Genomic DNA, 24,883 nt, shown 5'->3' with positions numbered 1-24,883 from the left:
TTTCCCCTGGTCTATTTATGCAGACAGCCCCACGGAAATATTTCCGCGGGGCTGTTACATCAGCATTTTTTATATCCAATTATCTGCATTTCATCTTCCGACACAATTTCTCTTGTTACTTTTATTTGACTGTGATATATTTAAACTACTAGTTATCTTTAATCTATATTTGTTTGGAGTGTAACTTAATGTCTGAAGAAAAACGTGTCCGTAGAACCCCGGAACAAATCGCTGCTGATTTGGATGTCCAAATTGAAAAACTGAAAGATTCCATTTTAGAATTGGAAAACAAAAAAGCGGCGTCTGCCACCGAATTTGATAACAAGATCGCCGCTGTTAAAGAAAAAATCGCTAAACTTGAAGCCAAAAAGAAAGACGTGCTTACGCCGAAAAAACGCAAACCGCGTAAAAGCAAAGCCGACCAGATCAAACTCCTTGTCAGGCAGGCACAAAAATCCGGCATGAAGCTGGATGAGATCGCGGATAAGCTTGGCATGGCGCTGCCTGAATAACCTGATATCCCGCTTTTCCTCTGTCCCGCTGCCGAAAGGCTGCGGGATTTTTTATTTTCCTCCTCACGAATATCCACACAGCTGCTATTTCTTCAGAAATTCGTTTGCCCATTTCACATCAATCATAAATTGATTCTCCTCTTCCGCTGCAAGCCTTTCTGCAAAATTATTCTCAATGCTTTTATAGAGGTCAAGCGGAATTTCAGCCTTTAAAAACTTCTCGCCTATAAACTGGATACGCGTCTTGTAGGCCCACCCAAATATCGTGTCCAGCCAGATTAGAACACCGCCTTGATGCGTGTGGAGCCCAATTCAAGGCCCAGGACGGTGCTTTTCAGTCGCAACGCATTCAACATTTTGTCAACTCTTTTTTCACCCTGCATTTGAAAAGGCGCGGCGGAAAGCACTCTGTTTCCGCCGCGCCTTTTAAGTCCTAGCTCCTATTCACCTTCGAAAACCGTGTTCTGTCTCAGAAGTCTTTGCTGGGGAAAGTGCGTCAGGTATAAAAGAATGTACTCCAAACAGACTGTCCGATATAGGTATTATACCCTATGGACGAAACAGTGGCCCAGCTTATCAAGAACGTGATCAAAATCGTTCCTGTCCAGACACTGCCTGTCAGCTTATAAAGCTTTCTTGATAAATAGGTGGTAAGCGGGAGCATCAGAACCAGCGCAAAAGCAGAGTTCCAGTTGCAGAGCGCCGCGCCGCCCGAATGGAGCATGATGACATTCAGCATGCAGCACAGCCATACGCCGGCCGTGCTAAACACAACCGTAAAGAGGGTGTCTTTCCATTCGGGAATATCGGTTCGCACCGTATAATTTGTTAGCACGTTGATTGCCAGCTGCGGCAGGAAGATCACCACCGCAAACTTCAGCGCCACCCACCAGTATTCCACCTTCATGACGCCAAACACGTTATTCCAGAAACGATAGTCCTCGCCGAACAAATAGCGAATCACATCAAGGGAAATATACGCCGCAGCAATCATGCAAATTGAGAGAAACAGTGAACGCAACACCGATTTGCCGGAGGCCTTAAGGCCAAAGTTCACCGGACGACCGCTCTTTTTATCCTGCACATAGAATATGGCTAGGAACGCCACCGCAACCAGCCCCATAAAGCCAAGATACATAAAGACGACCCACCAGTTGAAGAACAGCGGCAGTATCTCAAAGTAGGGCAGGAAGGGATTGAAAATCCGGTTTGTCATCAGGATTACAGCAAAGCCTATCACCACCATCAGCCCGCCGAAAAGCCAATACTTCTTTTTGTCGAAAGAAGTCTTCGTCTCTGCCCCGACCACTTTCACCTGCGCAAATGTTTTCAGTGACAATAGCATCACCATAAGCGGAACAAGCATCAGAGCCATGCAAATCATTGCCAAGCCATTCAACACCTCGTGTGCAAAGAAAATCGTGCTGGAGGCATTGATTGGCTGCGCGCCGTCCGCCAAAAGTTCACCGTTGTTGTATGCCAGAGTCTGTTCAAAATATTTCACCGCATCTGTAACCGACCGCACAGAAATCTGGTTGGTAGCGTGTTGTTCCGGGTTGAAGCAAACGACCCGAGCCGCGCGCCCTTCAATTGCCGCATGCAGCGCTTCGTTGTCTGTAATGCTTATTTGTGTAAAGCCGCCCAACTGCTCGCCGGTGGCAGCCACATCATCGATAGCATACCAAGTTTCTGCCGTCACTGTTTCATCCGAGTGCCAAGACTCAAGCGTTGTTTCGGCGGCGGGATAGCCGATGTAAGAGTCGTAATCACCGATGATCAGTCCCAGATTCACCTGTGCATTCCTCCGCACCTCGAATCCGCCCACAACCACCGTCTGCATGGGCGAAACCTGCGGTGCGTCGCCGCCTACGACAAGTGCGGCCTTCAATCTGGTGTCAAAATGTGCTGTCTTCTCTGCTCTGATGTCATTAAAATGCGCAAGCTGAGCTTCGTTTAGACGCTCCTCAGCCAATGCGACAGCATCCTGCGTGATCTCATCCTCGGTAAATTTCTGGCCGAATTCCTCATATAGCACATTGATCAAAATGTCGTTCAGCGTATAATAGCCCACGTCGAGGGACGCCGCGTAAGAGGTTCTTCTCGAGCCTTGGGAATGGCCCATCATGCCGACACGGGTCTGGTCGACAAATTTCAGCGTACGCACAAACTCCAGCGCATCATGCAGACCGCCCGGCGTATTCCGCGCGTTGTAGTCCTGCTCACCCGCACCAATCTCATCGCGCTTGGGAAATTCGCTAATGCCCGAGCCGTTGGCGCTGAAAGCAAATACCACAAAGCCTCGCCGCGCCAGCTCTATGCAGTAGCTGTTCATTCCCTTGTGTGTGCAGCCTGCTCCATGCGTAACGATAACCGCCGGCAGGCTACTTTCGTCACTTGTCCCCACAGGATAGTACAGTTCTCCATCTAACAGAGCCCCGCGCGCATCAATGTTGATCTGCTCAATCTTTACGCGCCCAAAATTGGTTGCAAACATATGTGCAAGAAAACTGAAGAGCAAAATCAGCACCACCAGAAGCGCAAACAACCGTTTTGCTCCATCTACTGTTTTGTTGGTGAATTTCCCCATATCTACTTATTCCTCCTCGTTCTTAACGGATTTTCAATGGAGAGCAGCGCCAGCTGTCCTGTGGCATCACTCCCATCATCGGACTAAAAGCGTATATTCATACCTCCTATCTCAACAACAAATAAAGCTTTTCGCTTCACGCGTCTCGTCTTTGTCAACAAAAAGCACTACCTTTCCTTTATTTAATATATACACTTTGCTCTTTTATTGAAAGAATTCACTTACCTCTTTATAGACATTTATTGACATTGCCGCGCAAATCCGCCATAATATCAACAGAGGAGATGTGCAAAATGGCGAAACAGGAACGGCGTATTTTTGACAAGGACGTGCAAGTATGGGTGCATCGCTACGAAAACCTGCGCAACATGGCCCATTGGCATTTTGAAAATGAGCTGGTGGTCTGTCAGGAAGGAGCCGCCGAGATCATGCTGGACGGAATCTTCTACACTCTGCACCAGGGCGACTGCGCTTTTTTCTGCGGGGAACGTGTCCACAATATTCGCGGCACGGTTGACAGCCGCATCGCAGTCGCACAATTTGGCAATCTACTTCACTCGCCCTGTTATCTGAAAAAGCCCATTTTCCCCGACCGTTACAACGCCTGTGAGCGTATGAACGAGCTGAATGCGGAATACCAGAAAAAGCAGCTTTTTTACGCCGAAAAAATGAACGCCCTCATCACTTCCCTGCTTTCGGATATCTTTCGCGGGGAAGAACTGGCGATTGATGCACGCACCGCGCAGCCAACGCACACACACTACAAGCAGCTCCTTGTTTTATTGGATCAGCATTGTGACGAATACAGTTTTGAGGACGCTGCCTCGTTTATGAACATGTCCGAAGCTTACTTTTCCCGTTACTTCAAGCGTATGACTGGCCTTACTTTTTCCCGTTATATGAACGTCCTCCGGGTAGATCGCGCTATAGAACTGCTTGGGCAGCTGGAGGACATCACCATGGCCGATTTAATGGCGCGCTGCGGCTTCAACACCTTGCGCAACTTCAACCGTGTTTTTAAAGAAATCACCGGATATCCTCCTAAGCATCTTCCCGCGAACTTTTCTTTGAATCGCCGTGCCTTTGTCAACGAAGAAACAGGCTTTGACCCTACGTTAGATACCTCCATCGTTTTGGGTGAGTAGCCCGCCCGGTCTGTGCCATTCCCTCTGGCGCTCTGCTTCAAAACGGCTAACTAAAATGAAGAACGCCTGTCGCGAAAATTTCGCGGTAGGCGTGGATGATAAAAAACTCGCGGGAAAAAGGGTTAATCGCATGTTTTTTATTGTAGACAATAAAAAAGGCAATCCAGGTGGATAACCTTTTTTGCATTAAGCTCTCTTCCTTAATCTGGCAGAGAATTAGAGAATCGAATCATTTTTCTTTGCCTTCATATAGTGCAGGGACTTCTGTTGAGCTACATATTGACAATCTTTTCCTTAAAGTGATACTCTGGACACGCTGCCCTTTCAAACTGGAGCCGGAGGGAGGTGGCTGCGTGTCCTTTTTGCTCGATGTTCTGAGTGGAATTTTGGCGAATATTATTTCCGGAAAAATTCTGATGATTTCAAAAAAGCGCAGTCAAAAAAAAGTAGTAATACCCAAAAACACCGTGAGTTGCAGCTCACGGTGTTTTTGGGTTTCCAGGCGGCTTGTGTCCTTTCTGGAATCTTCTGAGCAGATAAGCCGTTTTGGCGCGGCTTTTAAAAAACCGCCTCCGAAGAGACGGTTTTTGGTGCACCAACAGGGACTCGAACCCGGGACCCGCTGATTAAGAGTCAGCTGCTCTCCCAACTGACCAATACTAATGGTGTAGCTAAAATTACTCATGTGGTTCTTCTCCCAAGAACTGCTTATAAGTTCCTCGCACATGGATTGTAATCCTGTATCCTTTTCCAACCTCCACCTTCTCGAACAGCTGTGCCAGAATGGCTCTTTTCCTCTGGACCGTGGCGAGATCAAACTCATTGGCCCAGCCGAGGAATTCATCATAATAACTGCGGATCTGTTGCACCGTAGTTCGGTCATCATTGTTCTGAAGTAGGACTGCGTACTCATCTTTTGCTTGTCTGACTTCAGCCTCTGCCTGCGCAATCAGTCGGGCCAGCATCTCCTGCGAGAATGCACTCCTTCCATCCAAACATTTCAGAACTTCATCCTCATATCGTTGCTGCTTATACTGGGCTGCCTTGATTTTCTTCTCGGCAGCCTGTTTTTGTCTGTTATGTTCAGCATCCTGCTGCCGTATTCTCTGTTCAATGCTCTTGTCATATGGCTCACTTTTGATCTTGCGGAACAGCTCATCAGCATAGGCAACCACAATCCTGTCCACCCGCTCTGCCAGATATAGGGCCTGCCCATCACATTCCCGCAGATGCTGGCCGCGCTGATAACAGTTGTACTTGGCCTGCACCCGTTCTCGAATACTTCCATCAGCCAGCTTATACCGATCTGTATGCAAAAAGGCCGACATCTTCGCCCCGCAATGTGCGCAGACGACGATGCCGGCCAATAATGTTGGATTGCTACTCTTTTGGGCAGCGTTTTTATCTTTCAGAGCCTTTTTGCTTCTCTTGCTGATCATCTCGTTGGCCTTGGCGAACAAAGCCTCGTCAATAATCTGCAGCTGCGGCATAAACTCCGATCTTGCCGCTTTGGTAATGATGTATCCTGTATAGCCCTCGTGCTGAATCATTCTCTTGATATTGGAAGACTGGAACTCCGCCCCTTGGCGAGTACGCAGTCCTCGTTGGTTCAGCATCTGTGCCATGGCATATCCACTGGCACCTTCCTCCGCCACTTTCGTAAATACTTCCCGGACCCATGCCGCTTCATCTGGATCGATCTCCAAATCTTTTACAGGCTGGTCTCTCTTGTTGACTCTACCTTTATTAATAGCTCGATATCCGTAAGGGACAAAGCCTCCGGCGAAATGTCCGCTGGAAACGATCTGACGGATACGATCTCTGGTTCGCATGGAGGTCTTTTCGCTCTCCCCTGCCGCCTGCCAGAACCGGATATAGTTCATCAGCTTATCGCCATGGCTTTCAATTCGCTGCTGACCTTCGTGTGTGCTCCACATCTGAATACCGTGCTGAACGAACCATTCAAGTACAAAGGGTGTTTCACTCTCAATGCGTCCCAGCCGGTCAAACATATACACTAGAAGGATATCGAAGTTTCCCTTGCTTGCCTCACTGCGCAATTCCTGAATGACATCCCGCTTACTGGCGGAGACTTTGGAGCCCGAAACACCTTTTTCCGCCTTCTCCAGCACCACACGCCACCCATGCTCCTGGGCGAACTTCCGGCAGGCAATCTTCTGCATGGGAATATCGTCGTGATCCACCTGGCCCTTGGTCGACACCCGGTAGGACAAAGCGGCACGCGGTGAATCCACGGGCAGCCGCATCTGCTGGGTAGTAAAATAGGCATCATCCAGCCACTTCTGATCCGCTTGCGAGATTTCCACTTCCTGACCATGCTGGTCCCAAAAAGTCATCGTTGTTCCTCCCCTATTCACTTAGTTCTGGTTATTTCCTCATCCCAACAATACTCAATCAACAGGAGGAAAGCTATCACCAAAACGGAGAAACATACTCTCTACTGCTGGTCACAATTTGACAGTTTACCCTCACGGTGTTTTCTCTCTGCGTAGGCATCCATGATCATGGATTTCACTTTTTCAAGCGTATCCCCATCGTCCTTTTCCGAAAAGTATATGGTAACGAAGCCCCCCTCTACTTCCCGTTCCACTCGAGTACGGCCATCAGGCATCTGCTGTATGTATTCCTGCACACCGGTTCCTTCCTTTCGGGCAACCTGCAATCACTCGATCCAAACCATAAAGATGCATCTGATACCGCAAACTCACATCGGTGGTAATGAGCGTCACATCATTTGCCTGTAATTTGGCTAGGATCTTGCACAATTTGCTTTTCTTACGGGCAAATCGGGAAAGTCGTGTTACTGCCACGACATCGATATCTCCCCTGCGCGCGGCCCGGAGCATGGAAAACAAACCAGGCCGCCAAAAGGAATTGGCCTTTGCACATTCGCAGCTTTGCCCAACTATACAATACCCATTGCAATTGGCCCATTCGCGAAGTTCATCCAGCTGCTGTTCAGCAGCAGATCGATGCCCGCTGCCTGTACGCGCATACAACCAGACACGCGGAAAGAAAAGCACATCTTCTTTTTTGCGTTCCATCTCACACCTCCGAATCGTAATTCGGAAGAACCATCCAGTGTCGGCCCCCCGGCTCGATCCAACCGCACTGGACACCGAAAGTGTGCACACCATACTGCAGCAAAGATGCGAGCAACCCTTCCAGTTCGGGTCGGCCACAATGTAAATGGTTGATATCCACCACGATCAAAACGTCTACCTCATCGTTTGCAGCTGCGTGAAGTAAATCCATTACCCCAGGGCGCAGCGTCAGCGGTTGTTCTTCGGTTCCTGCCTGAGCGTACAACTCCTGTACGCAAGGCCAGCGCAGCTTACGAAGTGCTTTACGGCAGACCAGAATCTGTTGCCGCAAGGTGAGATCACTGTTTCTGACTTCCTGGATGAAGCAAATTGCCCTCATGAAAATCAACCTCCTTAGGGAATCGGGGCTCGAAATAACTGGGATTTTTCTTTGATTGTAAAAAGCTCTGGATATCTGTTAGTTTGTCCGAAACCGGCATTTCCGGCAATGCGTCCAGCACTGCCCGATGGTAGCGCCCGCCTGGGGCCGCACGAGGGTCGAGGATTGCCACCACACAGCTATCCGTTTCAGTGCGGATGGCACGGCCAAACCCCTGACGCAGCTTGATCTGCATTTCGGGCACGATCTCAGTCTGGATGTAACTGTGAAGATTGCCGTATTGCTTTCGCATGGCCTCTCCCAGTGGGTCTGGTACCTGAAATGGCAGCTTCACAATGATGAGCAAGGAGACCATGTCCCCGGGGAAATCAACGCCTTCCCAACAGGCTCCACTGGCGAACAGGACGGCGTTGGGAAGTTGTTTGAAGCGTTCCAGATAGATCTGAGGGTTGCGCTGCGCCTGCAGTACAGGCACCGGGAACTTATCTTTCAGTTTTTCATAAACACGGCCCATCTGATCGTAGGAAGTGAACAGCACCAACGTGTGTCCGTTGGCGGTGTTGATCAGATCCTGGATCTGATGGGCCACGCGGTCCGTATTCTGTTTGGAAGGGACCTTCTTTCTGTGTGTCGCTGGAAAATAAAGCAAACAGTTTTCTTCGTATCTAAATGGAGATACGATGCGCAGTGTGCGCAATGATGTTCCTCGATCCAACCCGAATTGCTGTTCCGTATGGGTGAAATCCTCCCCCACTGCCAGGGTCCCTGATGTAAGGATGGCAGGCTTATGCTCCCTCCAGAGCGCGTCATAGACGCACCGGGGCAGATCGAAAGGCACTGCACACAGATCAATGGCCAGGTCCCCATTTTCCTGATGGTATTCCACATAGCGAACAAAGGTCATATCGCTGCGAAAGAAGAGTGGAACGAGTTCTTGAACATCACTCAGTTTGTTGCTCAAAACGGGCGGTACCTCCTTGTTCTCCAGCTTGAGGATTTCCTGAATTGCTTTGTCCAAATGCTGCAAGGAGGCGGATCGTTCATCTGTCAAGCAAAATGATTTTTCCCTTTTCGATTCGTTCTCTGCAAGCGCAAATGCTTTCAGGAACGCCATCCTTGCACCACGGAGCTTCTGGGCTCCCAATGTGCAATGGCTGGTGGTCAGTATTTTTTCAAAACGAAGCAAGTCTGACGAACGAATCCGCCGGGTGTTCATTTGACGAACTGTTTCCGGCAGTTTATGGGCCTCATCGATGACCAGTGCCTGATAATCTTTCAGCAAAGGCTTCCATCCGTTTTGCCGGTGGGCTGCGTCTGCCAGCAGGTAATTGTGATTGCAGACCTGAATGGTAACCGAAGTACCGTTAGAATCTTTTAAATACTGTCGATACCGGCAATCAGAGTACAAGATGCAGCTGCGGCTGCAATGCTCTGGCACACAGATCAGACGGCGATCATGACGGGATATTTCCGGCAAAAGATCCAGGTCCAGGCATTGGTTGGCAGCACGCAATGCGGCGGCCCTCCTGCGGAACCGTTCGCCACGAATACCGATCTGCTTTTGTCGAATCAAGAGCCGCCTATCACAAGCAAAGCGTTCTTTTCCTTTTCGCAGTACAGCACAAATAGGTTTCTGGATGTATCCATTTTGTATTAAAACATCCGATAAAAACGGTATGTACTCTGTGAGAATAGCGCTTTGAAGGGCGACACTGGCGGTGGAAATCACCACTGGGCGCTGCATCTGTCGTGGCCTTTGCAGCTGCCACAGCACGCAGGCAACCAGGTAGGCATAGGTCTTTCCCAGTCCCACACCGGCGTCACACAGGGCCACATCCAGGCCAAACAGGGCGTCCAGCATCATGTGGCACAGACGGATCTGGCCTTCGCGTGTGATCATTCCTCTGGCTGGAAAAAACTGCCGGAAAATCTGTTCTACCTGTCGGTGGGCTTTCTCGTAACCGGTTTCCGGGTTTGTCATAGAATCATCTCCTCGTTTGAGTTGATGGCAAAATAATACGGCGCAGTGGCTTGCACTGCGCCGCACGGGTTCGACATCAACACATGGGGCTGTTGATGTTCAGGAAAAGAGAATAACATGCAGAAATGCCATATTTGCAGCTCGCCCCCTGGCATCCGGGAACACGGTTCACTTTCGTTCGGCAAGCCGCTTGCGCAGCTTTCACTGGTGTTCCAAGGGTCTAAGGATTTCAACCCAAGGTCGGCCACCCCGTCTGACGTGCGGGGCAACAGGCGTATCATTATCTCCCTTGCAGATCATGGCGAAGCAGTTTTCGCTGCTTTTTCAGTAGAATGGATCGCTCAGTACAATCTTGTCCCTCTTGCTGGGTGCTGATTTTACGTCATGGCGCTTCTCTGATCACGCTTCCTGCTCCGGGAACGTGCCTCCGTGCTGGGTATTCAGTTGTCAAGGTGCGATCTGATTACTCAGACCAAGCAAAGTCGTTCAGGATACTTTGGAATATTTCACGATCTTGGGCAGTGACATTGTTCAGATTTCTCCGAATAGCATCTGCCTGATCAGGACTTAGATACTTTCTGCTTAAGTAATATCCATCTGGCAGAGAAACACCCCCGCTACGACCGATCGTATGAATAAACGGATACTCCTCGGCAAGAGTAAGGAAGTCCCTATAGATCGTCATCCGCGATACGCCGAACTCTTCGGCCAGATGTTGCATGGTGTCATACCGACGCAGATTCATCAATTCAAGGATTTTCCTGCGCCGTTCATTCGGCCGCACCGCGGTTTCCCTCCCTTCCTTTGCTATGGGGGTATCTTATCGCCTAAACCTAACAACTTTTGATACATTTAAATAAAAAATTTATATTTCATCAAAAGAAGTTGCCTTCTGCAGACACAGCAATAAAAAACGCCGCCCTCCGGTACTATCAACGCAAGTCTGCAAGTCGATAATTTTCGAAAGATGGTGTTTTTTATAATATATTGTCGAAACAAAAAAGAGTGCTGGCCACAATGTGGCCAACACCCTTCTTTACATATATGTTGCTGTGTAACCTGCTTCTAGCAGTTTGTTTTACTTCATTCAATAGACTTTTCCTTTTGGATTATGTTACATCATCGCCCGTAACATCTTCACGTTTTCATCTATCTTTCCACTAAACACCGCCCGCCACAAGGCTTCAAACTCAACCGCATAGTAACCGAGTAGCGTATCGGAAGTGATTTTCTTTTTACCTGTAATTACTGCACCGTCATCACTCTTGTAGAAGAGTCCAGATACTGGTAAAGGATATCTCTACTTTAACATCGGCCACAAGGTCATAGTCTGCCGGGTTCTTTCCCCAAACCGCATGCATATACAGCTGGAATGATCCCACAGGTATTCCGGCCTACATTCGCCTTACGCCTAGGAGACTCCCTTGAGAGCGCAGGAAATTTCCATATAAACGACGAGAGCCTCTCCTCCTTCAACATCCAGATTTCCTAGTCTTTTACGGTAGAAGGTCAGGGCAAGTTGTTCTTCGTCATGACCAATTTCCGGCTTCCTCGCTCCCCTGTAGGTGCACGGATTACTAGCCGGTTCACCTGCATGGTGGATTGTGCCTATGGCCCAGAAAAATACCAGGCGAGCGATGAAGAGTGGCAGGACATGTGCTCAGGCAAGCAGCTGGAAACAGCAAGCACTTCCATCGCGGAGTATGTATGGCTGTCGCTAAAGATATTTTCCGCCAATAAGGCTTACCCCAGGGGTAAAGTAGAGATTACTTAGCGGGCAACATGGACCCCGGAAATGTTTTATCCCTTGTTGTTTCCTGCTAAGAAAAAGGGTCCAACTTTAGCGGTCGTCCCGTCTTTTGCCGAAAAATTTCACAGGCGTTTTTTCAATCTATCTTCGCGTCCGCTTTTTTAAGAGAGCCTCGCGACGCAGTTCCGGAAGGGCCGCTGATCCGTCAAAGGGACATCCGCACAAAGCTGTCCGAGCCATTACCTGTTTGGCAAACCCGTTGCCAGCAGCTGCAGATGCGTCACCATGGGTTCTTCGTACCCGTCCACGTTATCAAATGTGTTGAATTCAGACACCTTTAACACCACGGTTTTTCCTTTTTCAACGCCCCCATATCCATCTTCGGCGTCATATACATCCGGTAATTGAAAGCAACCGTGTTCCCTTCCACCACAAAAGTCTGAATCGGCCCCATATCCATATCGAAGGCGTCTCGTTGCCCCTTCATGGATCGACGGTAATCGGCATACCGTTGAGGTTCTTGTCCAATGGCATCGATCACAGCCTCCCTTGCATAGAGACTGTCCGCACATTGCAGCCACCCTTCATAGTCCGGTTTCCACTGAGCCCACCACCGATAAATGTGCTCCGTGATCGCGTTTTCAAAGTCGTTCCGCCTTTTGGCATTGACCTTGATTTCCTCCAGAATCTGCTGATATGCCTGCTGCCTCTGCTGTGTGTAAACGGTCTGTTCCATATTTAAAACCACCTTTTCATTTTCATGATTTTTCTTGCTTATGAGCGGTTGTTTTGCTGCTCATAAAAAGGACATCTGTGTTATTCATGTGAACAAAATATTTTTTTCCGGTTTGCCATCCATTTTTCCGGGCAAAGCTCTCACCCTCCCAGGGCTTTGGCGCCCCCAGCGATGCAGCCTCCATCGCAGAGGATATCACATCCTGTCAGATAGCCCATCTCCGGATCGCTAACGGCAGCGAACAGGGCAGCGATCTCATCAGGACGCCCCAGCCGTTGGATTGCGTTGTATCTCAGGTAGTTTGCCGCCTCCTCTTTTTCCAGTTCACCCATGGGGGTATCAAAGTTGCCCGGTGTGATAGAAAGTACCCGTACTCCACGTTTGCCAAAGCGAGCAGCTTCTTTTTTGGCATACTGAATAACAAAATACTTGCTGATGGCGTAGGCCGCACCAGCCCGGCTTTTGGGGGGAAGCAGATTCACCCGAGCCACCATTTTGCGCAAGAATGCGTCTCGGTCGGTAGAGGCCAGGGGAAATGCTTTCTTGGGCATGATAAACTCTGGCGTCAGGTATGCAGACATGGAAGAAGTATCCACCAGACATCCCCCTCGTGCCAAAATGGGGTAAAACGCATCATGGATGTGTACGGTTCCCAAAGCGTTGCCCCGCATGATTGCTTCCGCATTCCCCATGTGGGGACTCATGCCCGCAATGTGCAGCACAATGCTCACCTCTCCGAGGCTCTGAGCGTAGGCAGCCATTTTCTGTACACTCTCCCAGTCACTGATGTCACAGCGGCAGGCTGTAACCTCAAGTTGTTCTTCTTTCAAGCGGGCAATCGCCTTCTCCATCTTTGCCGGCGTACGGGCAGCCAGCACCAGGGTATAGCCCTTGCGCCCCATACGAAATGCTGTGGCCAGACCGATCCCACTGCTGCCGCCGGTGATGACACAGATTTTCTTGTTGATTTTTTCCATGGTGCTCGTCCTTTCACACCCGCACGGCGCCAATTTTGCCCGTTGCTTTCAGCCAGGCGATCTCATCGTGCATGGTTTCCCGGTAGCTACGGGTATGGTAACCCAGCTCCCGCTGAGCCTTGGAGGAATCGAAGTCATTATTGCGGGCCAGATTGTAGATGGAGAAGGTTGTCAGCAGCGGCTTTTCGCCAGTCTTTTTGGCCTTTTTTTCGGTAATACCCGCCACAAAGTTGGCTACCCCGCAGGGTAGGAACAGGCGGGGGGCCTTGCACTCCGCCTCTTCTGCCACCAGCTTGGCAAAGTCTTTGAACCGGACTTCCTTGTTGCCCAGAATGTAGCATTCCCCCTTGCGCCCCTTGTCCACGGCTGCGATACAGCCCGCGGCCAGGTCCCGCACATCACAGAGGTTGAAGGTACCGTCGATTCCCATCGGCATCTCACCATTGATGATCTTGACCATAGTGCCAGTAGTCTCACCCATCGCATAGTCCTCGGGCCCCATGATCCCGGAAGGGTGGACCACACAGGCATTCAGACCCTTCACATGCACGGCATCCAGCACCGCCTGGGTCGCCAGGGCTTTACTCTGGCTGTAACAGCCCCGGACCCGGTCTGGAGTCTTTTCCGGCTCAAATTGGTCCACCTCGGTAATTTTTTGTCCCTTGGGCAGTTCAGGGATGGCGCCGGTAGAACTGACATAGACCAACTTGCCAAAGGTCTCGGCCTTCAGGCAGCGTTCAATGATATTTTGGGTGCCGCCCACGTTTACGTCCATGACCTTCTGGCTGTAATCAGGATTCACAGTAACAATGGAAGCGCAGTGGATGACGTTGATAGTCACATCTGGTTCCACGTCGAAAAAGCGCTCCAATGACACCGGGTCGGTGAGATCGCCTTCACAGATTTCTGCCTGGACGGGGACATACTGCTCAGCCTTGTCTCCCGGTAGAACGAAGGCCCGAACCCGATCTCCTCGGGCTACCAGTTGACGGCAGACCGTACCGCCCAAAAAACCGGCGGCTCCGGTAACAAGATAGATGGACGAATCGGTTTTCTGATTACTGATGGTTTTCATGGTGAGTTCCTCCTTACATTTCTCAGCAGTGGTGTTTTTTTCTGTATAAAACAACGCAGGCAACACCAACAGCACCGATACAGCCTACAAGTAAAGCAGTGATGCAGCAGGGGTTAAACAGGGTGTTACGCATAGTATTTCCTCCTGATCTGGTTTAGGTTTTGGAACATTGCTTTCTTTCAACGCCTATGAGGATACACTTTCCAGGTCAACATATGGTCAACAAAGACGTTTATCTTTTGTTGATATTTGTGGCGTATACTGAACGTGCTATAATTAAGAATAGATAAAATACAAACGGAGGACTGCAGATGTTCAAGATTTTGGTGGCTGAGGATGACGCCAATACAAATCGGCTTTTCTGCGCAATCCTGCGCCGGGCCGGGTATGAGCCCATCTCCGCCTTTGACGGTGAAGAAGCTCTGAACAAGCTGGACCACTACCAGATCGATTTGCTACTTTGTGATGTGATGATGCCCAAGCTGGACGGCTTCGCCCTGACCCGTACCATCCGGGAATCCGGCAGCCTGTTGCCCATCCTTATGGTCACCGCCCGGGCCTTGCCAGAAGACAAACACCATGGGTTTCTGGTGGGTACCGATGACTACATAACCAAACCAGTGGATAAGGAAGAAATGCTGTTGCGCATTAAAGCCTTGCTGCGCCGGGCCCACATTGTGGATGAGCGGAAAATCACGGTTGGCGATGCAGTATTGGACTACGACGCTCGGACAGTACGTCGGGGACACGAGTCGGTTTCGCTTCCTCCCAAGGAGTTCGAACTGCTCTACAAGTTGCTGGCCTACCCAGACCGCACCTTCACCCGTCTGCAGTTGCTGGACGAGATTTGGGGGCTGGATTCAGAGACTGACGAGCGGACGGTCACAGTCCACATCAACCGTCTGCGCACTCGTTTTTTCGACTGGCCGGAGTTTGAGATTCAAACGGTACGCAGCTTAGGATACCGGGCTGTGAGAAAAGGAGATGACTATGTGGAAGAAGATTAAGGAATGGCTGTTTACCTTCAACCTGACCATGTTGCTGACCCTGAACCTCTTTTTCATTCTGTTGACAGTACTGGGCTTCACAGCAGCTGCTGCCTGGGTGGCTATGCAGTTTCATTGGATTCAACTGGATGAACTGTTGCGTCCCGACGCGGTGATGATTGTAATTTACGTGGCGGCCATTCTCATTGGCATCAGCATGGTCGTTATGATCCGCAAGGTCATCTTGAACCCCGTACGGGGAATGGTACGCGCCATGCAGCAGCTGGCCGGAGGGGATTTTTCGGTGCGCATGGCTTGTTCCGGCTGGATGCGCCCGCTGGAATTGCGAGAGTTCACTACTGCTTTTAACAAGGCGGCGGAGGAACTAGGCGGCACCGAAATTTTGCGCAAAGACTTTATCAACAATTTTTCCCACGAGTTCAAGACCCCCATCACCTCCATCGGCGGTTTTGCCGATCTGCTCCTGGAAGATGAGGAAATGCCGCGCGAAGAGCAGCGGGAATACCTGAACATCATCACATCGGAGAGCAAGCGGCTGGCCGCACTGGCCAACAGCGTACTGGCCCTCTCCCGGGTTGAGGCACAGACCATTCTCACCGACACCACCCCTTTCCCTTTGGCTGAGCAACTACGCCAGAGTACCCTGCTCGTGGAGAAGAAATGGCGGCCAAAAAAAGAGGTCACCATCGAGGTCCTTATCCCCGAAAGCGACGAGTGCATCTATATCGGAAACGAGGGGCTACTCAAGGAGGTCTGGGTGAATCTGCTGGACAACGCCGCCAAGTTTTCCTCCGAAGGAGGTATTGTGACCCTGAGCCTGCGCAAAACCTCTGACGGGATGACGGTGGCAGTGACAGACCGCGGCCCCGGCATGGATCAGGTTACCCAGGGACATATTTTCGATCGATTCTACCAGGGGGACACTTCCCATAAAACCGAGGGCAACGGCCTGGGTCTGGCCCTGGTACATAGAATTGTCACCCTGCACGGCGGTACCGTCACCGTGCAGAGCGCCCCTGGCCAGGGCAGCTGTTTTCAGGTGAATCTTCCTTCTCAGAAATCCTGAAAATATACAAAGTAAAAACCTCGCAGCCGGCAACTTCATCGGCTGCGAGGTTTTGTTTCTTCAAAGATGTAAGTAGAGGAATTCTCACGTTATGTTCGCTGCCCGACGATACTGGCGTAAAGCCAGCCCCCCGGCCACCAACATTGAGACGGCATCTGCTGCCACCGTGGCAAAAGCCAGGCCATTCAGTCCTAACCAATATTCCAATAGGTAGAGCAAAGGAATCAGCAACACGCCTTGTCGTAGAGCCGAAGTCAAAGTGGCTGCGGGAGCATTGCCTCCGGCTTGCAAAAAGTTGATTGCCAGATAGTACAGCCCAATGAAAGGTCCCAGCAGCATGTGCAAAATCAATAGTCGAGCGCCTAGGGCAGCGGTCGCAGTATCTTGTAAAAACAGCCCGATAATGGTCTCCCGTCCCGCAAAAAGAACCGCTGTAAGCACCACTCCCAGGGTCAAGGTCAGCCCCAACATCTTGTGCACCAGGAAGCGCAGCCGCTGCCAGTTCTTTTCACCATAGCAATAAGCCAGCAATGGCTGTACCCCCATACACAACCCCATCTGTACCATAGTCACCAACATGGTAGCTTTCCCTACCGCTCCCATGGCTGCCACGGCAGCGATACCGTAACCCACCAGCAACCGGTTACTAAAGGTATGTGCCAGCCCGCTCAACCCGGTACTGACGGCATTGGGCAACCCCAAAGCCAGCAGATCTCCCAGAATGGCCAGATCCCGGGCATAGCGAGGGTGCAGTTCCAAGGTGCAGCGCTTGGTATGGCTTTGCATAAAGTAGTACCCCGCAGCCAGTGCGTTGCTGAGCACGGTAGCCACAGCCGCACCACCCACTCCCAGATTCAATCCTAATATGAACACCGGGTCTAAAAGAATATTAACAAAAGTTCCTATCATGCTGCCGATGAAGCTGATCATCACTTTTCCCTGCCCACGCAGCGCACCGGCCCAGGTGTGGTTGAGCAACAACAGCGGCGCACCAGCTGCTATTACCAGCATATAGCTGCGAGCAGCCGACCACATTTCCTCATTTGCCCCCAACAATTGCAGAATAGCCCGCTGTCCCACAAAACAGATCAGCGCAAATACCATCCCGAATTCCAAACTTCCCCAGAAGCAGAGCGCAGTACAGCGGTGTACTGTTTCCTCGTCTCCCCGGCCCAGAGCTTGAGCGATGCGGGTACAGGCACCGTTCCCCAGCATGGTGGACACTGCCATGAGCAGCGAGTAAACCGGTCCTACCAATGATACCGCTGCCACGGCGCTGACCTGCCCCATCCATCCCACAAAATACATATCGGCCATGTTGTACAGCAGCATGACCGCAATGGAAAGCAGTGAAGGCACACACAGTCCGGCGATGGCTCTCCAATCACTTTTGGCAAACAGATCTTTTCTTCCTTTCATCCGGATATTCCTTCCTCACAGCAGAGGGCAAAGTACCGCCGTCATCACACCGGCCACCACCATTGCCAGGCTGCCGGCAGCCTCGGCGGTGGGGCCATACTCAGCGGCCTTGCTGGTACCAATGACATGGGCTGCGGTACCAAAAGCCACCCCTTTGGCCGCCGGACTGGTCAGACGAAACAGCCGGCAAAACGCAGGCCCTGTCACGCTGCCGAGAATACCGGTCGCAATGATGGCTGCCGTTGTGATGGCACTATCGCCTCCCATCGCTTCACTGACCACAATGCCCATGGCAGTCGTGATGCTTTTGGGCAGTAGCGAGGCAGTGAGAGCACTGTCCAGCTCCATGATCCAGCACAGCCCGCCGATGCCCAGAAGACTGGTCAGCGTACCTGCCGTTATCCCGGCCAGCAGGGCAGGCAGATTCCGCTGCAGGCGGGAGAACCGGGTATGCAGCGGGACAGCCAGACATACGGTGGCCGGGGTCAGCAGCCAGGAGAAGGTCTCGCATCCCTGGCGGTATACCGGAACCGGAATGCCCAACACACTCAGCACAAAGGCTGCCCCCACCGCCCCCAACAGGATGGGACTGCACACAGCAAGTCCCGTCCGCTGCTGGCAAAGACAACCAAGCTCATAGGCTCCCAGCGTGAGCAGGACAGCAAACAGAGAACTGGCAGACAGAAATTCAGCCATGGTGTACCTCCGTCTTGGAATCCATCGGGGCAAGGCGGTTCAGCAATGCCTGGGTCACCACACCCGACACCCCGAATACCCCCAGTGTAGAAACCGCCACGATGGTCAGCACTTGCAGCCAGGCCCCCGCCAGCAGGGGCCAGCTTTCGATCAGGGCAGCGGCAGGGGCCACAAAAAGCACCGGCATGATTCTGAGCAAAAACTGTGCTGCGTCCTCCACGGCAGAGGAAGGAACCATCCCGCTTTGCAATGCCGCAAAAAGCAGAATCAGCCCATACACAGCCGCCGGGACGGGCAGAGGCAGCAGCCTGTGGAGCGCCTCCCCCGCGAAGGTAAAGGCCAGAATGACCAAAAATTGCCGCAATGTTTTCATAGGCTCCTCCCCTTCAGCCACCCACCAGCACCACAGCCACATCGTTCACATTCGTACCGGTGGGACCGGTCACCAAAAGCCCGTCCACAGCCCGCAGCGCGTGGTATGCATCGTTGTCTGCCAGAACGGCGGGCACCGACCAGCCCAGCCGAGTCAGGGCAGTCAGGGTATCGCCATCGGCATACCCTCCTGCAGCATCGGTAGGTCCGTCAGTGCCGTCACTGCCCACGCTGAACACGGCGGCGTTCAGGCCTGCCAGCCCCGGTGCGGCCGCCAGCGCCAGTTCCTGGTTGCGGCCTCCCAACCCCTTGCCGGTCAGATGCACCACCGTTTCACCGCCTGCCACAAAGGCCAGACGGCGCCCTTCTCCCCCGTGCGTGCGGGCAATGGCAGACAAAAAGCGTCCTGCCTCCCGGGCTTCGCAGTCCAGATGGTCGGTGAGAATCCAGGGCTCATACCCAAGGTCGCGGCAGGCGGCTGCCGCGGCGGTGCAGAGCTCCCGCACACTGCCGGTAATCCGGGTATTGACATTGCACAGTACCTTAGGCGTCTCCCGTTCGAGACAAGCCTCTGCCTCCCTGCTCATATGCAAGGCATATTTTTCAGCCACGGCAAGCGCATCGGCACAGGTGGCGGAATCCGGGCAGGCAGGCCCTGAAGCAATCATATCCAGCGGGTCCCCCAGAATGTCGCTGAGCACCACTTGAAACACCTGCGCCGGAGCACAGTGCTCCGCAAACCGCCCGCCCTTGACCGCCGAGAATCTTTTGCGCAGGGTGTTGATTTCCACAATATCCGCCCCGCATCCCAGCAGTTGCCGGGTAATGCCTTGCAATTCTGCCCCGGAAATCAGAGGCTGTTCAAACAACGCGCTGCCCCCGCCCGAGAGCAGGAATACCACGGTATCCTCCTGGTGCAGACCCCGGGTCAGATCCAGCGCCGCCCGGGTGGCTGCGAAAGAATTTTCATCCGGGACCGGATGCCCGGCCTCACAGCAGATCACCCCGGGCAGAGGCCCCTGCACATGGTCATATTTTGTAATCACCACTCCGCCATCCAGGGGAGGGAGAACCTGCAGGGCGGCCCGAGTCATCTGCCAGGCAGCCTTACCCGCCGCCACCAGCAGCAACCGTCCGGCACTAGGCGCAAACCCGGCCAAGGCACGGCGCACAGCCTCGTCAGGCAGTACCGCCCCAATCGCCCGCTTCACAATGTCATTGGCATCAGTACGCAATCGATGATTCACACAGTATCCCTCCCGCTTTGCTTCCTGTAAACTATACCAAAAGCGCTGTCCGCTCATAACAGCAGACAGCGTCCCTGCAATGGATGGTGCAGATTCCTTCACAGCCGAAAGACCTCACCGAAGGCAATACCGTTCTCATTGAAGGCATCCACCGCTAGATAGTACTCTTGCCCTTCCGTCAGTGTGCAAATTGTAACCTCGTTGCCACCGTAAACCAGCCAGCTCTGGTAGAGCTTGTCCGGTGCAATGCCGTAACGCACATTACATCCTTGCGCCCCGGGGACAGGTTCCCAACGCACCCGGGCATCCTGTTCGTCCAGACGAACGGCACGGGCTTTGGCCGGTGCGGGCTTTTGCCCCCCGCCATTGCCGAACACCCGCAGCCCCGAGACCCGCAAGGGCTGACCATAAGGCAGCGTTTTACCCACGATCCGCACATACCGGGCCCTCATTCCATTTTCATATTCGTAGTAACCGTTGGAGCATTCTTTGTCCACCGTTTCCAGCAGAGTCCAAGCCCTGCCGTCATCGCTGATTTCCAGAGTATAGCGGCTGGGTTGGGGCTCCAGCTCGATGTGCCGGATTCGCTGCTCGTCGCCATAGCTTTCATCGGGGAATGCCACCGCCAGATTCTGGTCGGCCAGATTTATCTGCACAGCACGCACATCCATCTCCCGTCCCAGATCCACAGCCAGCCATTGTCCCGGCGCGGCGTCCGCAGCACTCCACCAGGTGCGGATATCTTCGTCTACAGCCCGAGCCGGGTCGCTTCCCTGTTCAGTGGAGGAGGCAAAGGCCCTCTTTCCATACGATAAAAGCATCCAGGCCGGCCCCAGCGCCGCAGGATCGAAACGCCCTGCGGGAATCCTGCGCGGATAGCAGGCAAAATTCTGGTTGCAGAATAGCACACCATCGTCATCAAATCCGGCGGGGAACAGCCCCACCCGGCGTTCAAAATCATGGTTGACCGAAATTCGCATCGTGGCGGCGTGCCACCAGTTTCCATACCGGTCTTGTACGGTACTGCCGTGACCTGCCCCGGTGGCAAAGCCGCCGGGCACAGAAGAAAATGGGTTGGAATGTTGACGAACAAAGGGGCCCAGGGGGCTTTCCCCCACATAAACGCCATCCGCATAGATGTTGTACTGGGTTCCCGGGCAAGCATACTGCAGGTAATATCGTCCCTGATATTTGGTCATGTATGCTCCCTCAATGTAAGGTGCCCCAACCGACAGGAACATGCGGGTCATGGCCTCCTCGGTATACCCGCCGGGTACCTGCATTCCAGCCGGGAGCCGGACTTTTTTTGCGACAGGGTCAAACAAGGGCGCCAGCTGCTGGTACACAACACTGCTCTTCCTGTCCACGACCCCGTTTTCCCCGGGGCGCTCATAGCCCAGACAATCCGGGTTGCCCCGGATCAGCGCTGTTTTCTCGCCCACAGGTTCCAGGGTATGGCGATCAAGTTCCACTCCCCAGATGGGATCGATGTTCGTGCATCCCCAGTAGAGATACAGACGCCCGTCATCATCCAGGAAAAGATTGGGGTCCCAAAAAGGGAACGGTGCCCCCACCTGTTCAAACTTCCGATGCAACGGATCGTCACTGCGCAGAATCGGGCAGTTTTTGCTGCGGGAGGAAGCACAGAAATAAAGCCAGCCGTCGATTTCCCGGACATCGGGTGCATAGTCGTAGATCTCCAGGTCGGGGTCGGGATGGAAGTTCCAACGGAGCAGATCCTGAGAGTAGAAAAAACCCGCCGACATGGAAACAAACAGGTAGTAGGTTCCCTTGAAAAGTACTAGGGTAGGGTCCGCCCCTTCCCGGAAGGCATAGCGGCGGTTCTTCTCATGCATGTGCTGATAGCGGTAAGGCAGGTCCAAAGGATTGCAGTAGGTTTTCATGGCAAAGTTCCTTTTCAATACCGGAAGGTGCGTATCAGGCCAGTTCGTATGTACGGCGGGCGATTCCCAGTTCCTCGTTGGTGGGGATGACCCTCACGCAGACCTTGGAATCCGCCGCGCTGATCACCGCTTCCCCATGGCAGGCCTCGTTTTTGGCGTCGTCCAAATGCACGCCCAGGGGGGCCAGTTTTTCACATACCAGGCGGCGAATGCGGGCGGAGTGTTCCCCGATGCCCGCCGTGAACACCAGATCGTCCAGACGGCCCAGGTCCAGATAGAAGGCTCCGATATAATGCACAATCCCGGTGACAAAAACATCAATAGCCAGCTGTGCCCGGGCATTGCCGGCATCGGCGGCCTCTATGATGTACCGCAGGTCGTTGCTCACGCCGGAGATGCCCAGCAGGCCGCCTTTTTTCTGCAGCCCCTGCAGAATTTCCTCCTCGCTCAGCCCCTGGCTGCACAGGAAGGGGATCATACCACAGTCGATGTCGCCGGTACGGTTGGCGTGGATCAGCCCCGATTCCAGCGACATGCCGAAACTGATGTCCGCACTGTGACCGTTTTCGATGGCGCAGACACTGCAGCTTCCGCCCAGGTGACAGGAGATAGCTGCGTATTCCGTTTTTTCCCGGTTCAGCACATCCGCGATATACCCGTGCGATGCACTGTGGTAACCCAACCGCTGCACGCCGTACTTCTCATACCATTCATAGGGCACGCCAAAGATTTTGCGCTCCATGGGGATGGTGCGGTGGAACGCAGTTTCAAAAGCTCCTACAAAACGTGCTTCGGGCAATACGCCCCTCATGACATCGATAGCCTTTAGGTAGGCGGCGTTATGCAAGGGAGCCATGGGCAGCCATTCCCGCATTCCCTCCAGTACGGCGCTGTCGATTTCGTGTACACCAAAATATCCTTTCGACAGGGTAGCCTTGAAACCTACCCGTTCAATCTCCTCCACCCTGTCCAACACTGCGTTTTCCCCTGCGGTCAGCTCATAAAGGAAACGCTCGATGCCAGTCTGGTAGTCGGGGATATCCTGCTTGTCGGCGGCTGTCCCCCGTCCGGTCCCGTTGTTTTTGTAAGAGAACACGGCGTCATGGTCGGAACCTACGCGTTCCACTGCTCCCTGTGCAGTCACGACACAGTCAGGCATATCGTACAGCTTGAATTTCAGCGAAGTGCTGCCCACATTGCATACCAGTACGTTCATTCGTCCAGACCTCCCAACAGTTTCAGGATTTCTTGCATTTCCTTGTCCCCGCCGGCGGGCGGCTTCCAGTTGACCTGCACGGTGCGGTACCCTTGCTGTTCCAGTGCTGTGGCAAACAGCCTGGGTCCCACGTTGACGGTGACCAGTTCCGAACGGAACAGATCAAGAATTTTCTCACAGCCCATGCTCATCCCTCTCCTTCTTTTGACGGATAATTTCCCCAGCCAGAGTGGCCGCCCTCTCGTTGGTTTCACAGACCAGCACACCAGCGTCCCGCAGTTTTCGGCACTGAGCGTTATAATCCTGCAAGTCGGCAGTGGTCCCCAGCACGGTGGCAATGAACACCAGATGTCGCCCTTCCTGTGTTGCCTGCACCTGAGCCTGAGCAATATCGGGCAGCGAGTAGCCCACCGGGTCCATATGTCCCGGCGGAGTCAGGATGTAATCCAGCAGGATCACCGCCGTCTCCGGGTCGGCGGCCTCCCGCAGAATGGCCGGCTGACGCACCCCCGGGTCAATGGCCGGGTGGGGGCGGCCCAGCGTGAATTCTTCCTCACCGTAATCAATGCAGGTGTTTTCCCGGCTGCTCTGCCCTGTGGGCAGTTGCCAGTCTGACTGCAGGGGCTTGTTCGACCAGACCCGCCCCACCTTGGGCACCAGAGTCTGCATCGCCTCGTCCATGTAGGTGCCGCCGCTAAACGCGCCGCGCACATATTTCTGTTCCGGCGCCAGCCGCTGCACTTCTTCCGCAGCCAGGGCAGTCAGTTCCTCATCGGATTCCAGGGGATAATGCTTGCCCACCAGGGCCAGACACTTTTGGGCGCAATCGTCCAGGTTGGCTGCCCATATGGCCCCGGTTTCTTCAATGGGTTTCCGGGGACAGCCCATAAAGAGCACTACGACCGGCTTTTTACAGCGGCGGACGCGCTCCAGAATTCTGGGGAGTACCATGTCGCCAGGTCGGCGGGAAATCAAAGCGATGTATTTTGTCTCCTCGTCTGCTTCCAGGGCATCGATGCCCATCTCCATCATGATGCCGCCCACTTCGTCCTTCATGTCATTGCCGCCGGTACCGATGGTCTGACTCACGCCGGTGCCCATCTCATGGAGCATGGCGGCCACATGCTGGATTCCCGTGCCGGAGGCTCCGCAGATGCCAAAAGGGCCGCGGTTGTTGATGGAAGCCAGCACAAGGGCAGCGCCGTTGATGTTGGCCACGCCGCAGTCAGGTCCCATACAGAGCAGCCCTTTCTCCCGAGCCATCTCTTTCATCTGGCGCTCGTCAGACAAGGGCACATTATTGGAAAAGACCACACAATGCAGCCCAGCGTTCAACGCCTTTGTCACCTCTTCCAGGGCGTATTCCCCCGGCACGGCAATGCTGCACAGATTGGCTTCCGGATGGGCAGCCACCGCCGCCCTCGTGGAAGAATAACTTTCCTCCGCCGCTCCATTTGCCCCCTCGCGCTCTGCAGAGAGCTCCTTGTCAGCAGACAGTGCTTCTACCGCTGCGGTGAAATCATTCTTGCTCTCCGCTTTGGCAACGATTACATAATCGTTGGGACCGCAGGCCCGAGCAGCATCATTGAGCAGACCGATCTCGGCCAATATATCCTTAAAGGCATCGGTGGCCATACCGGCATATCCCACCTCGATGCCGGGCTGCTCATTGAGCACGCTGGACTCTGCCAACGATGCCAGCGAATCAATGTATGCACCTTTTTCAATCTTGACAAAAACTTCCATTGT

21 protein-coding genes are annotated in these 24,883 nt (G+C 53.0%); 4 read left to right on the top strand and 17 right to left on the bottom strand.

The features are described from left to right. Positions 1 to 188: 188 nt before the first annotated feature. Positions 189 to 512: a hypothetical protein gene (locus TQ39_RS13270; protein WP_009324203.1), complete on the top strand. Its 324-nt coding sequence runs from the start codon at positions 189 to 191 to the stop codon at positions 510 to 512. Positions 513 to 1,008: 496 nt separating this feature from the next. Here TQ39_RS13270 and TQ39_RS13265 read toward each other — a convergent pair whose 3' ends face one another. Continuing rightward, complete coding sequence (locus TQ39_RS13265) at positions 1,009 to 3,099, bottom strand: alpha/beta hydrolase (RefSeq protein WP_050005872.1); 2,091 nt, start codon at positions 3,097 to 3,099, stop codon at positions 1,009 to 1,011. 293 nt (positions 3,100 to 3,392) lie between these two features. On the opposite strand from TQ39_RS13265, the gene TQ39_RS13260 reads away from it, so the two are divergent. Beyond that, on the top strand, positions 3,393 to 4,244 hold the full coding sequence (locus TQ39_RS13260) for an AraC family transcriptional regulator (protein WP_050005871.1): 852 nt from the start codon (positions 3,393 to 3,395) through the stop codon (positions 4,242 to 4,244). A 677-nt stretch (positions 4,245 to 4,921) separates the two neighbouring features. Here the strand turns inward: TQ39_RS13260 and TQ39_RS13250 are convergent. The 8 genes from TQ39_RS13250 to TQ39_RS13205 form a co-directional block, all read right to left on the bottom strand. Then, positions 4,922 to 6,601, bottom strand: coding sequence for a recombinase family protein (locus tag TQ39_RS13250; RefSeq protein WP_050005870.1), 1,680 nt, complete (start codon positions 6,599 to 6,601; stop codon positions 4,922 to 4,924). A 267-nt stretch (positions 6,602 to 6,868) separates the two neighbouring features. Next, entirely contained in the window at positions 6,869 to 7,309 is a 441-nt protein-coding gene (locus tag TQ39_RS20370; protein ID WP_167541538.1) for a recombinase family protein, read from the bottom strand. Position 7,310: 1 nt separating this feature from the next. Next, positions 7,311 to 7,688, bottom strand: a complete 378-nt coding sequence (locus tag TQ39_RS21275; RefSeq protein ID WP_050005868.1) for a recombinase family protein — start codon at positions 7,686 to 7,688, stop codon at positions 7,311 to 7,313. After that, positions 7,648 to 9,669, bottom strand: a complete 2,022-nt coding sequence (locus TQ39_RS13235) for an ATP-dependent DNA helicase (protein ID WP_050005867.1) — start codon at positions 9,667 to 9,669, stop codon at positions 7,648 to 7,650. The genes TQ39_RS21275 and TQ39_RS13235 overlap by 41 nt, the downstream gene beginning before the upstream one ends. 463 nt (positions 9,670 to 10,132) lie before the next feature. Further along, positions 10,133 to 10,453, bottom strand: a complete 321-nt coding sequence (locus TQ39_RS13225; protein ID WP_069955745.1) for a DeoR family transcriptional regulator — start codon at positions 10,451 to 10,453, stop codon at positions 10,133 to 10,135. Between the two features lie 1,303 nt (positions 10,454 to 11,756). Next, on the bottom strand, positions 11,757 to 12,155 hold the full coding sequence (locus TQ39_RS13215) for a hypothetical protein (protein ID WP_050005864.1): 399 nt from the start codon (positions 12,153 to 12,155) through the stop codon (positions 11,757 to 11,759). Positions 12,156 to 12,295: 140 nt separating this feature from the next. Then, positions 12,296 to 13,132 (bottom strand): SDR family oxidoreductase, encoded by an 837-nt coding sequence (locus tag TQ39_RS13210; protein ID WP_050005863.1) that lies wholly within the window; start codon positions 13,130 to 13,132, stop codon positions 12,296 to 12,298. Positions 13,133 to 13,145: 13 nt separating this feature from the next. Further along, a complete protein-coding gene (locus TQ39_RS13205; protein ID WP_050005862.1) occupies positions 13,146 to 14,207 on the bottom strand; it encodes an NAD-dependent epimerase/dehydratase family protein in 1,062 nt (353 codons plus the stop codon). Between the two features lie 311 nt (positions 14,208 to 14,518). Here TQ39_RS13205 and TQ39_RS13200 point away from each other — a divergent pair, with 311 nt between their 5' ends. Then, a complete protein-coding gene (locus TQ39_RS13200; protein ID WP_050005861.1) occupies positions 14,519 to 15,214 on the top strand; it encodes a response regulator transcription factor in 696 nt (231 codons plus the stop codon). Beyond that, entirely contained in the window at positions 15,198 to 16,280 is a 1,083-nt protein-coding gene (locus TQ39_RS13195) for a HAMP domain-containing sensor histidine kinase (protein ID WP_050005860.1), read from the top strand. The genes TQ39_RS13200 and TQ39_RS13195 overlap by 17 nt, the downstream gene beginning before the upstream one ends. An 84-nt stretch (positions 16,281 to 16,364) precedes the next feature. On the opposite strand, the gene TQ39_RS13190 is transcribed toward TQ39_RS13195, so the two are convergent. The 8 genes from TQ39_RS13190 to TQ39_RS13155 form a co-directional block, all read right to left on the bottom strand. After that, positions 16,365 to 17,699: an MATE family efflux transporter gene (locus tag TQ39_RS13190; RefSeq protein ID WP_050005859.1), complete on the bottom strand. Its 1,335-nt coding sequence runs from the start codon at positions 17,697 to 17,699 to the stop codon at positions 16,365 to 16,367. Positions 17,700 to 17,714: 15 nt separating this feature from the next. Then, positions 17,715 to 18,395: an LrgB family protein gene (locus TQ39_RS13185; RefSeq protein ID WP_050005858.1), complete on the bottom strand. Its 681-nt coding sequence runs from the start codon at positions 18,393 to 18,395 to the stop codon at positions 17,715 to 17,717. Beyond that, entirely contained in the window at positions 18,388 to 18,768 is a 381-nt protein-coding gene (locus tag TQ39_RS13180) for a CidA/LrgA family protein (protein ID WP_050005857.1), read from the bottom strand. The genes TQ39_RS13185 and TQ39_RS13180 overlap by 8 nt, the downstream gene beginning before the upstream one ends. Before the next feature lie 13 nt (positions 18,769 to 18,781). Further along, positions 18,782 to 20,014: a glycerate kinase type-2 family protein gene (locus TQ39_RS13175; protein WP_050005856.1), complete on the bottom strand. Its 1,233-nt coding sequence runs from the start codon at positions 20,012 to 20,014 to the stop codon at positions 18,782 to 18,784. Between the two features lie 98 nt (positions 20,015 to 20,112). Then, positions 20,113 to 21,918: a family 43 glycosylhydrolase gene (locus TQ39_RS13170; RefSeq protein WP_050005855.1), complete on the bottom strand. Its 1,806-nt coding sequence runs from the start codon at positions 21,916 to 21,918 to the stop codon at positions 20,113 to 20,115. Between the two features lie 34 nt (positions 21,919 to 21,952). Continuing rightward, positions 21,953 to 23,134, bottom strand: coding sequence for an acetate/propionate family kinase (locus tag TQ39_RS13165; protein ID WP_050005854.1), 1,182 nt, complete (start codon positions 23,132 to 23,134; stop codon positions 21,953 to 21,955). Continuing rightward, positions 23,131 to 23,319 carry a hypothetical protein gene (locus TQ39_RS13160; protein WP_050005853.1) on the bottom strand — a complete coding sequence of 63 codons (189 nt, stop codon included), beginning with the start codon at positions 23,317 to 23,319 and terminating at the stop codon, positions 23,131 to 23,133. The genes TQ39_RS13165 and TQ39_RS13160 overlap by 4 nt, the downstream gene beginning before the upstream one ends. Then, positions 23,309 to 24,880 (bottom strand): hypothetical protein, encoded by a 1,572-nt coding sequence (locus tag TQ39_RS13155; RefSeq protein ID WP_050005852.1) that lies wholly within the window; start codon positions 24,878 to 24,880, stop codon positions 23,309 to 23,311. Before TQ39_RS13155 ends, TQ39_RS13160 begins: the two co-directional genes overlap by 11 nt. Positions 24,881 to 24,883 lie beyond the last annotated feature (3 nt).

The organism is Ruthenibacterium lactatiformans, from assembly GCF_000949455.1.
Lineage (GTDB): Bacteria > Bacillota > Clostridia > Oscillospirales > Ruminococcaceae > Ruthenibacterium > Ruthenibacterium lactatiformans.
The sequence above is the reverse complement of the archived record's forward strand: the minus strand, read 5'-3'. Positions and strand labels throughout refer to the sequence as shown.

Coding starts and splice junctions, on each gene's coding strand:
- TQ39_RS13210 (WP_050005863.1), bottom strand. CDS start 13,132: ATGGAAAAAATCAACAAGAAAATCTGTGTCATCACCGGCGGCAGCAGT.
- TQ39_RS20370 (WP_167541538.1), bottom strand. CDS start 7,309: ATGGAACGCAAAAAAGAAGATGTGCTTTTCTTTCCGCGTGTCTGGTTG.
- TQ39_RS13180 (WP_050005857.1), bottom strand. CDS start 18,768: ATGAAAACATTGCGGCAATTTTTGGTCATTCTGGCCTTTACCTTCGCG.
- TQ39_RS13165 (WP_050005854.1), bottom strand. CDS start 23,134: ATGAACGTACTGGTATGCAATGTGGGCAGCACTTCGCTGAAATTCAAG.
- TQ39_RS13170 (WP_050005855.1), bottom strand. CDS start 21,918: ATGAAAACCTACTGCAATCCTTTGGACCTGCCTTACCGCTATCAGCAC.
- TQ39_RS13250 (WP_050005870.1), bottom strand. CDS start 6,601: ATGACTTTTTGGGACCAGCATGGTCAGGAAGTGGAAATCTCGCAAGCG.
- TQ39_RS13260 (WP_050005871.1), top strand. CDS start 3,393: ATGGCGAAACAGGAACGGCGTATTTTTGACAAGGACGTGCAAGTATGG.
- TQ39_RS13160 (WP_050005853.1), bottom strand. CDS start 23,319: ATGGGCTGTGAGAAAATTCTTGATCTGTTCCGTTCGGAACTGGTCACC.
- TQ39_RS21275 (WP_050005868.1), bottom strand. CDS start 7,688: ATGAGGGCAATTTGCTTCATCCAGGAAGTCAGAAACAGTGATCTCACC.
- TQ39_RS13270 (WP_009324203.1), top strand. CDS start 189: ATGTCTGAAGAAAAACGTGTCCGTAGAACCCCGGAACAAATCGCTGCT.
- TQ39_RS13265 (WP_050005872.1), bottom strand. CDS start 3,099: ATGGGGAAATTCACCAACAAAACAGTAGATGGAGCAAAACGGTTGTTT.
- TQ39_RS13235 (WP_050005867.1), bottom strand. CDS start 9,669: ATGACAAACCCGGAAACCGGTTACGAGAAAGCCCACCGACAGGTAGAA.
- TQ39_RS13185 (WP_050005858.1), bottom strand. CDS start 18,395: ATGGCTGAATTTCTGTCTGCCAGTTCTCTGTTTGCTGTCCTGCTCACG.
- TQ39_RS13200 (WP_050005861.1), top strand. CDS start 14,519: ATGTTCAAGATTTTGGTGGCTGAGGATGACGCCAATACAAATCGGCTT.
- TQ39_RS13195 (WP_050005860.1), top strand. CDS start 15,198: ATGTGGAAGAAGATTAAGGAATGGCTGTTTACCTTCAACCTGACCATG.
- TQ39_RS13190 (WP_050005859.1), bottom strand. CDS start 17,699: ATGAAAGGAAGAAAAGATCTGTTTGCCAAAAGTGATTGGAGAGCCATC.
- TQ39_RS13205 (WP_050005862.1), bottom strand. CDS start 14,207: ATGAAAACCATCAGTAATCAGAAAACCGATTCGTCCATCTATCTTGTT.
- TQ39_RS13155 (WP_050005852.1), bottom strand. CDS start 24,880: ATGGAAGTTTTTGTCAAGATTGAAAAAGGTGCATACATTGATTCGCTG.
- TQ39_RS13215 (WP_050005864.1), bottom strand. CDS start 12,155: ATGGAACAGACCGTTTACACACAGCAGAGGCAGCAGGCATATCAGCAG.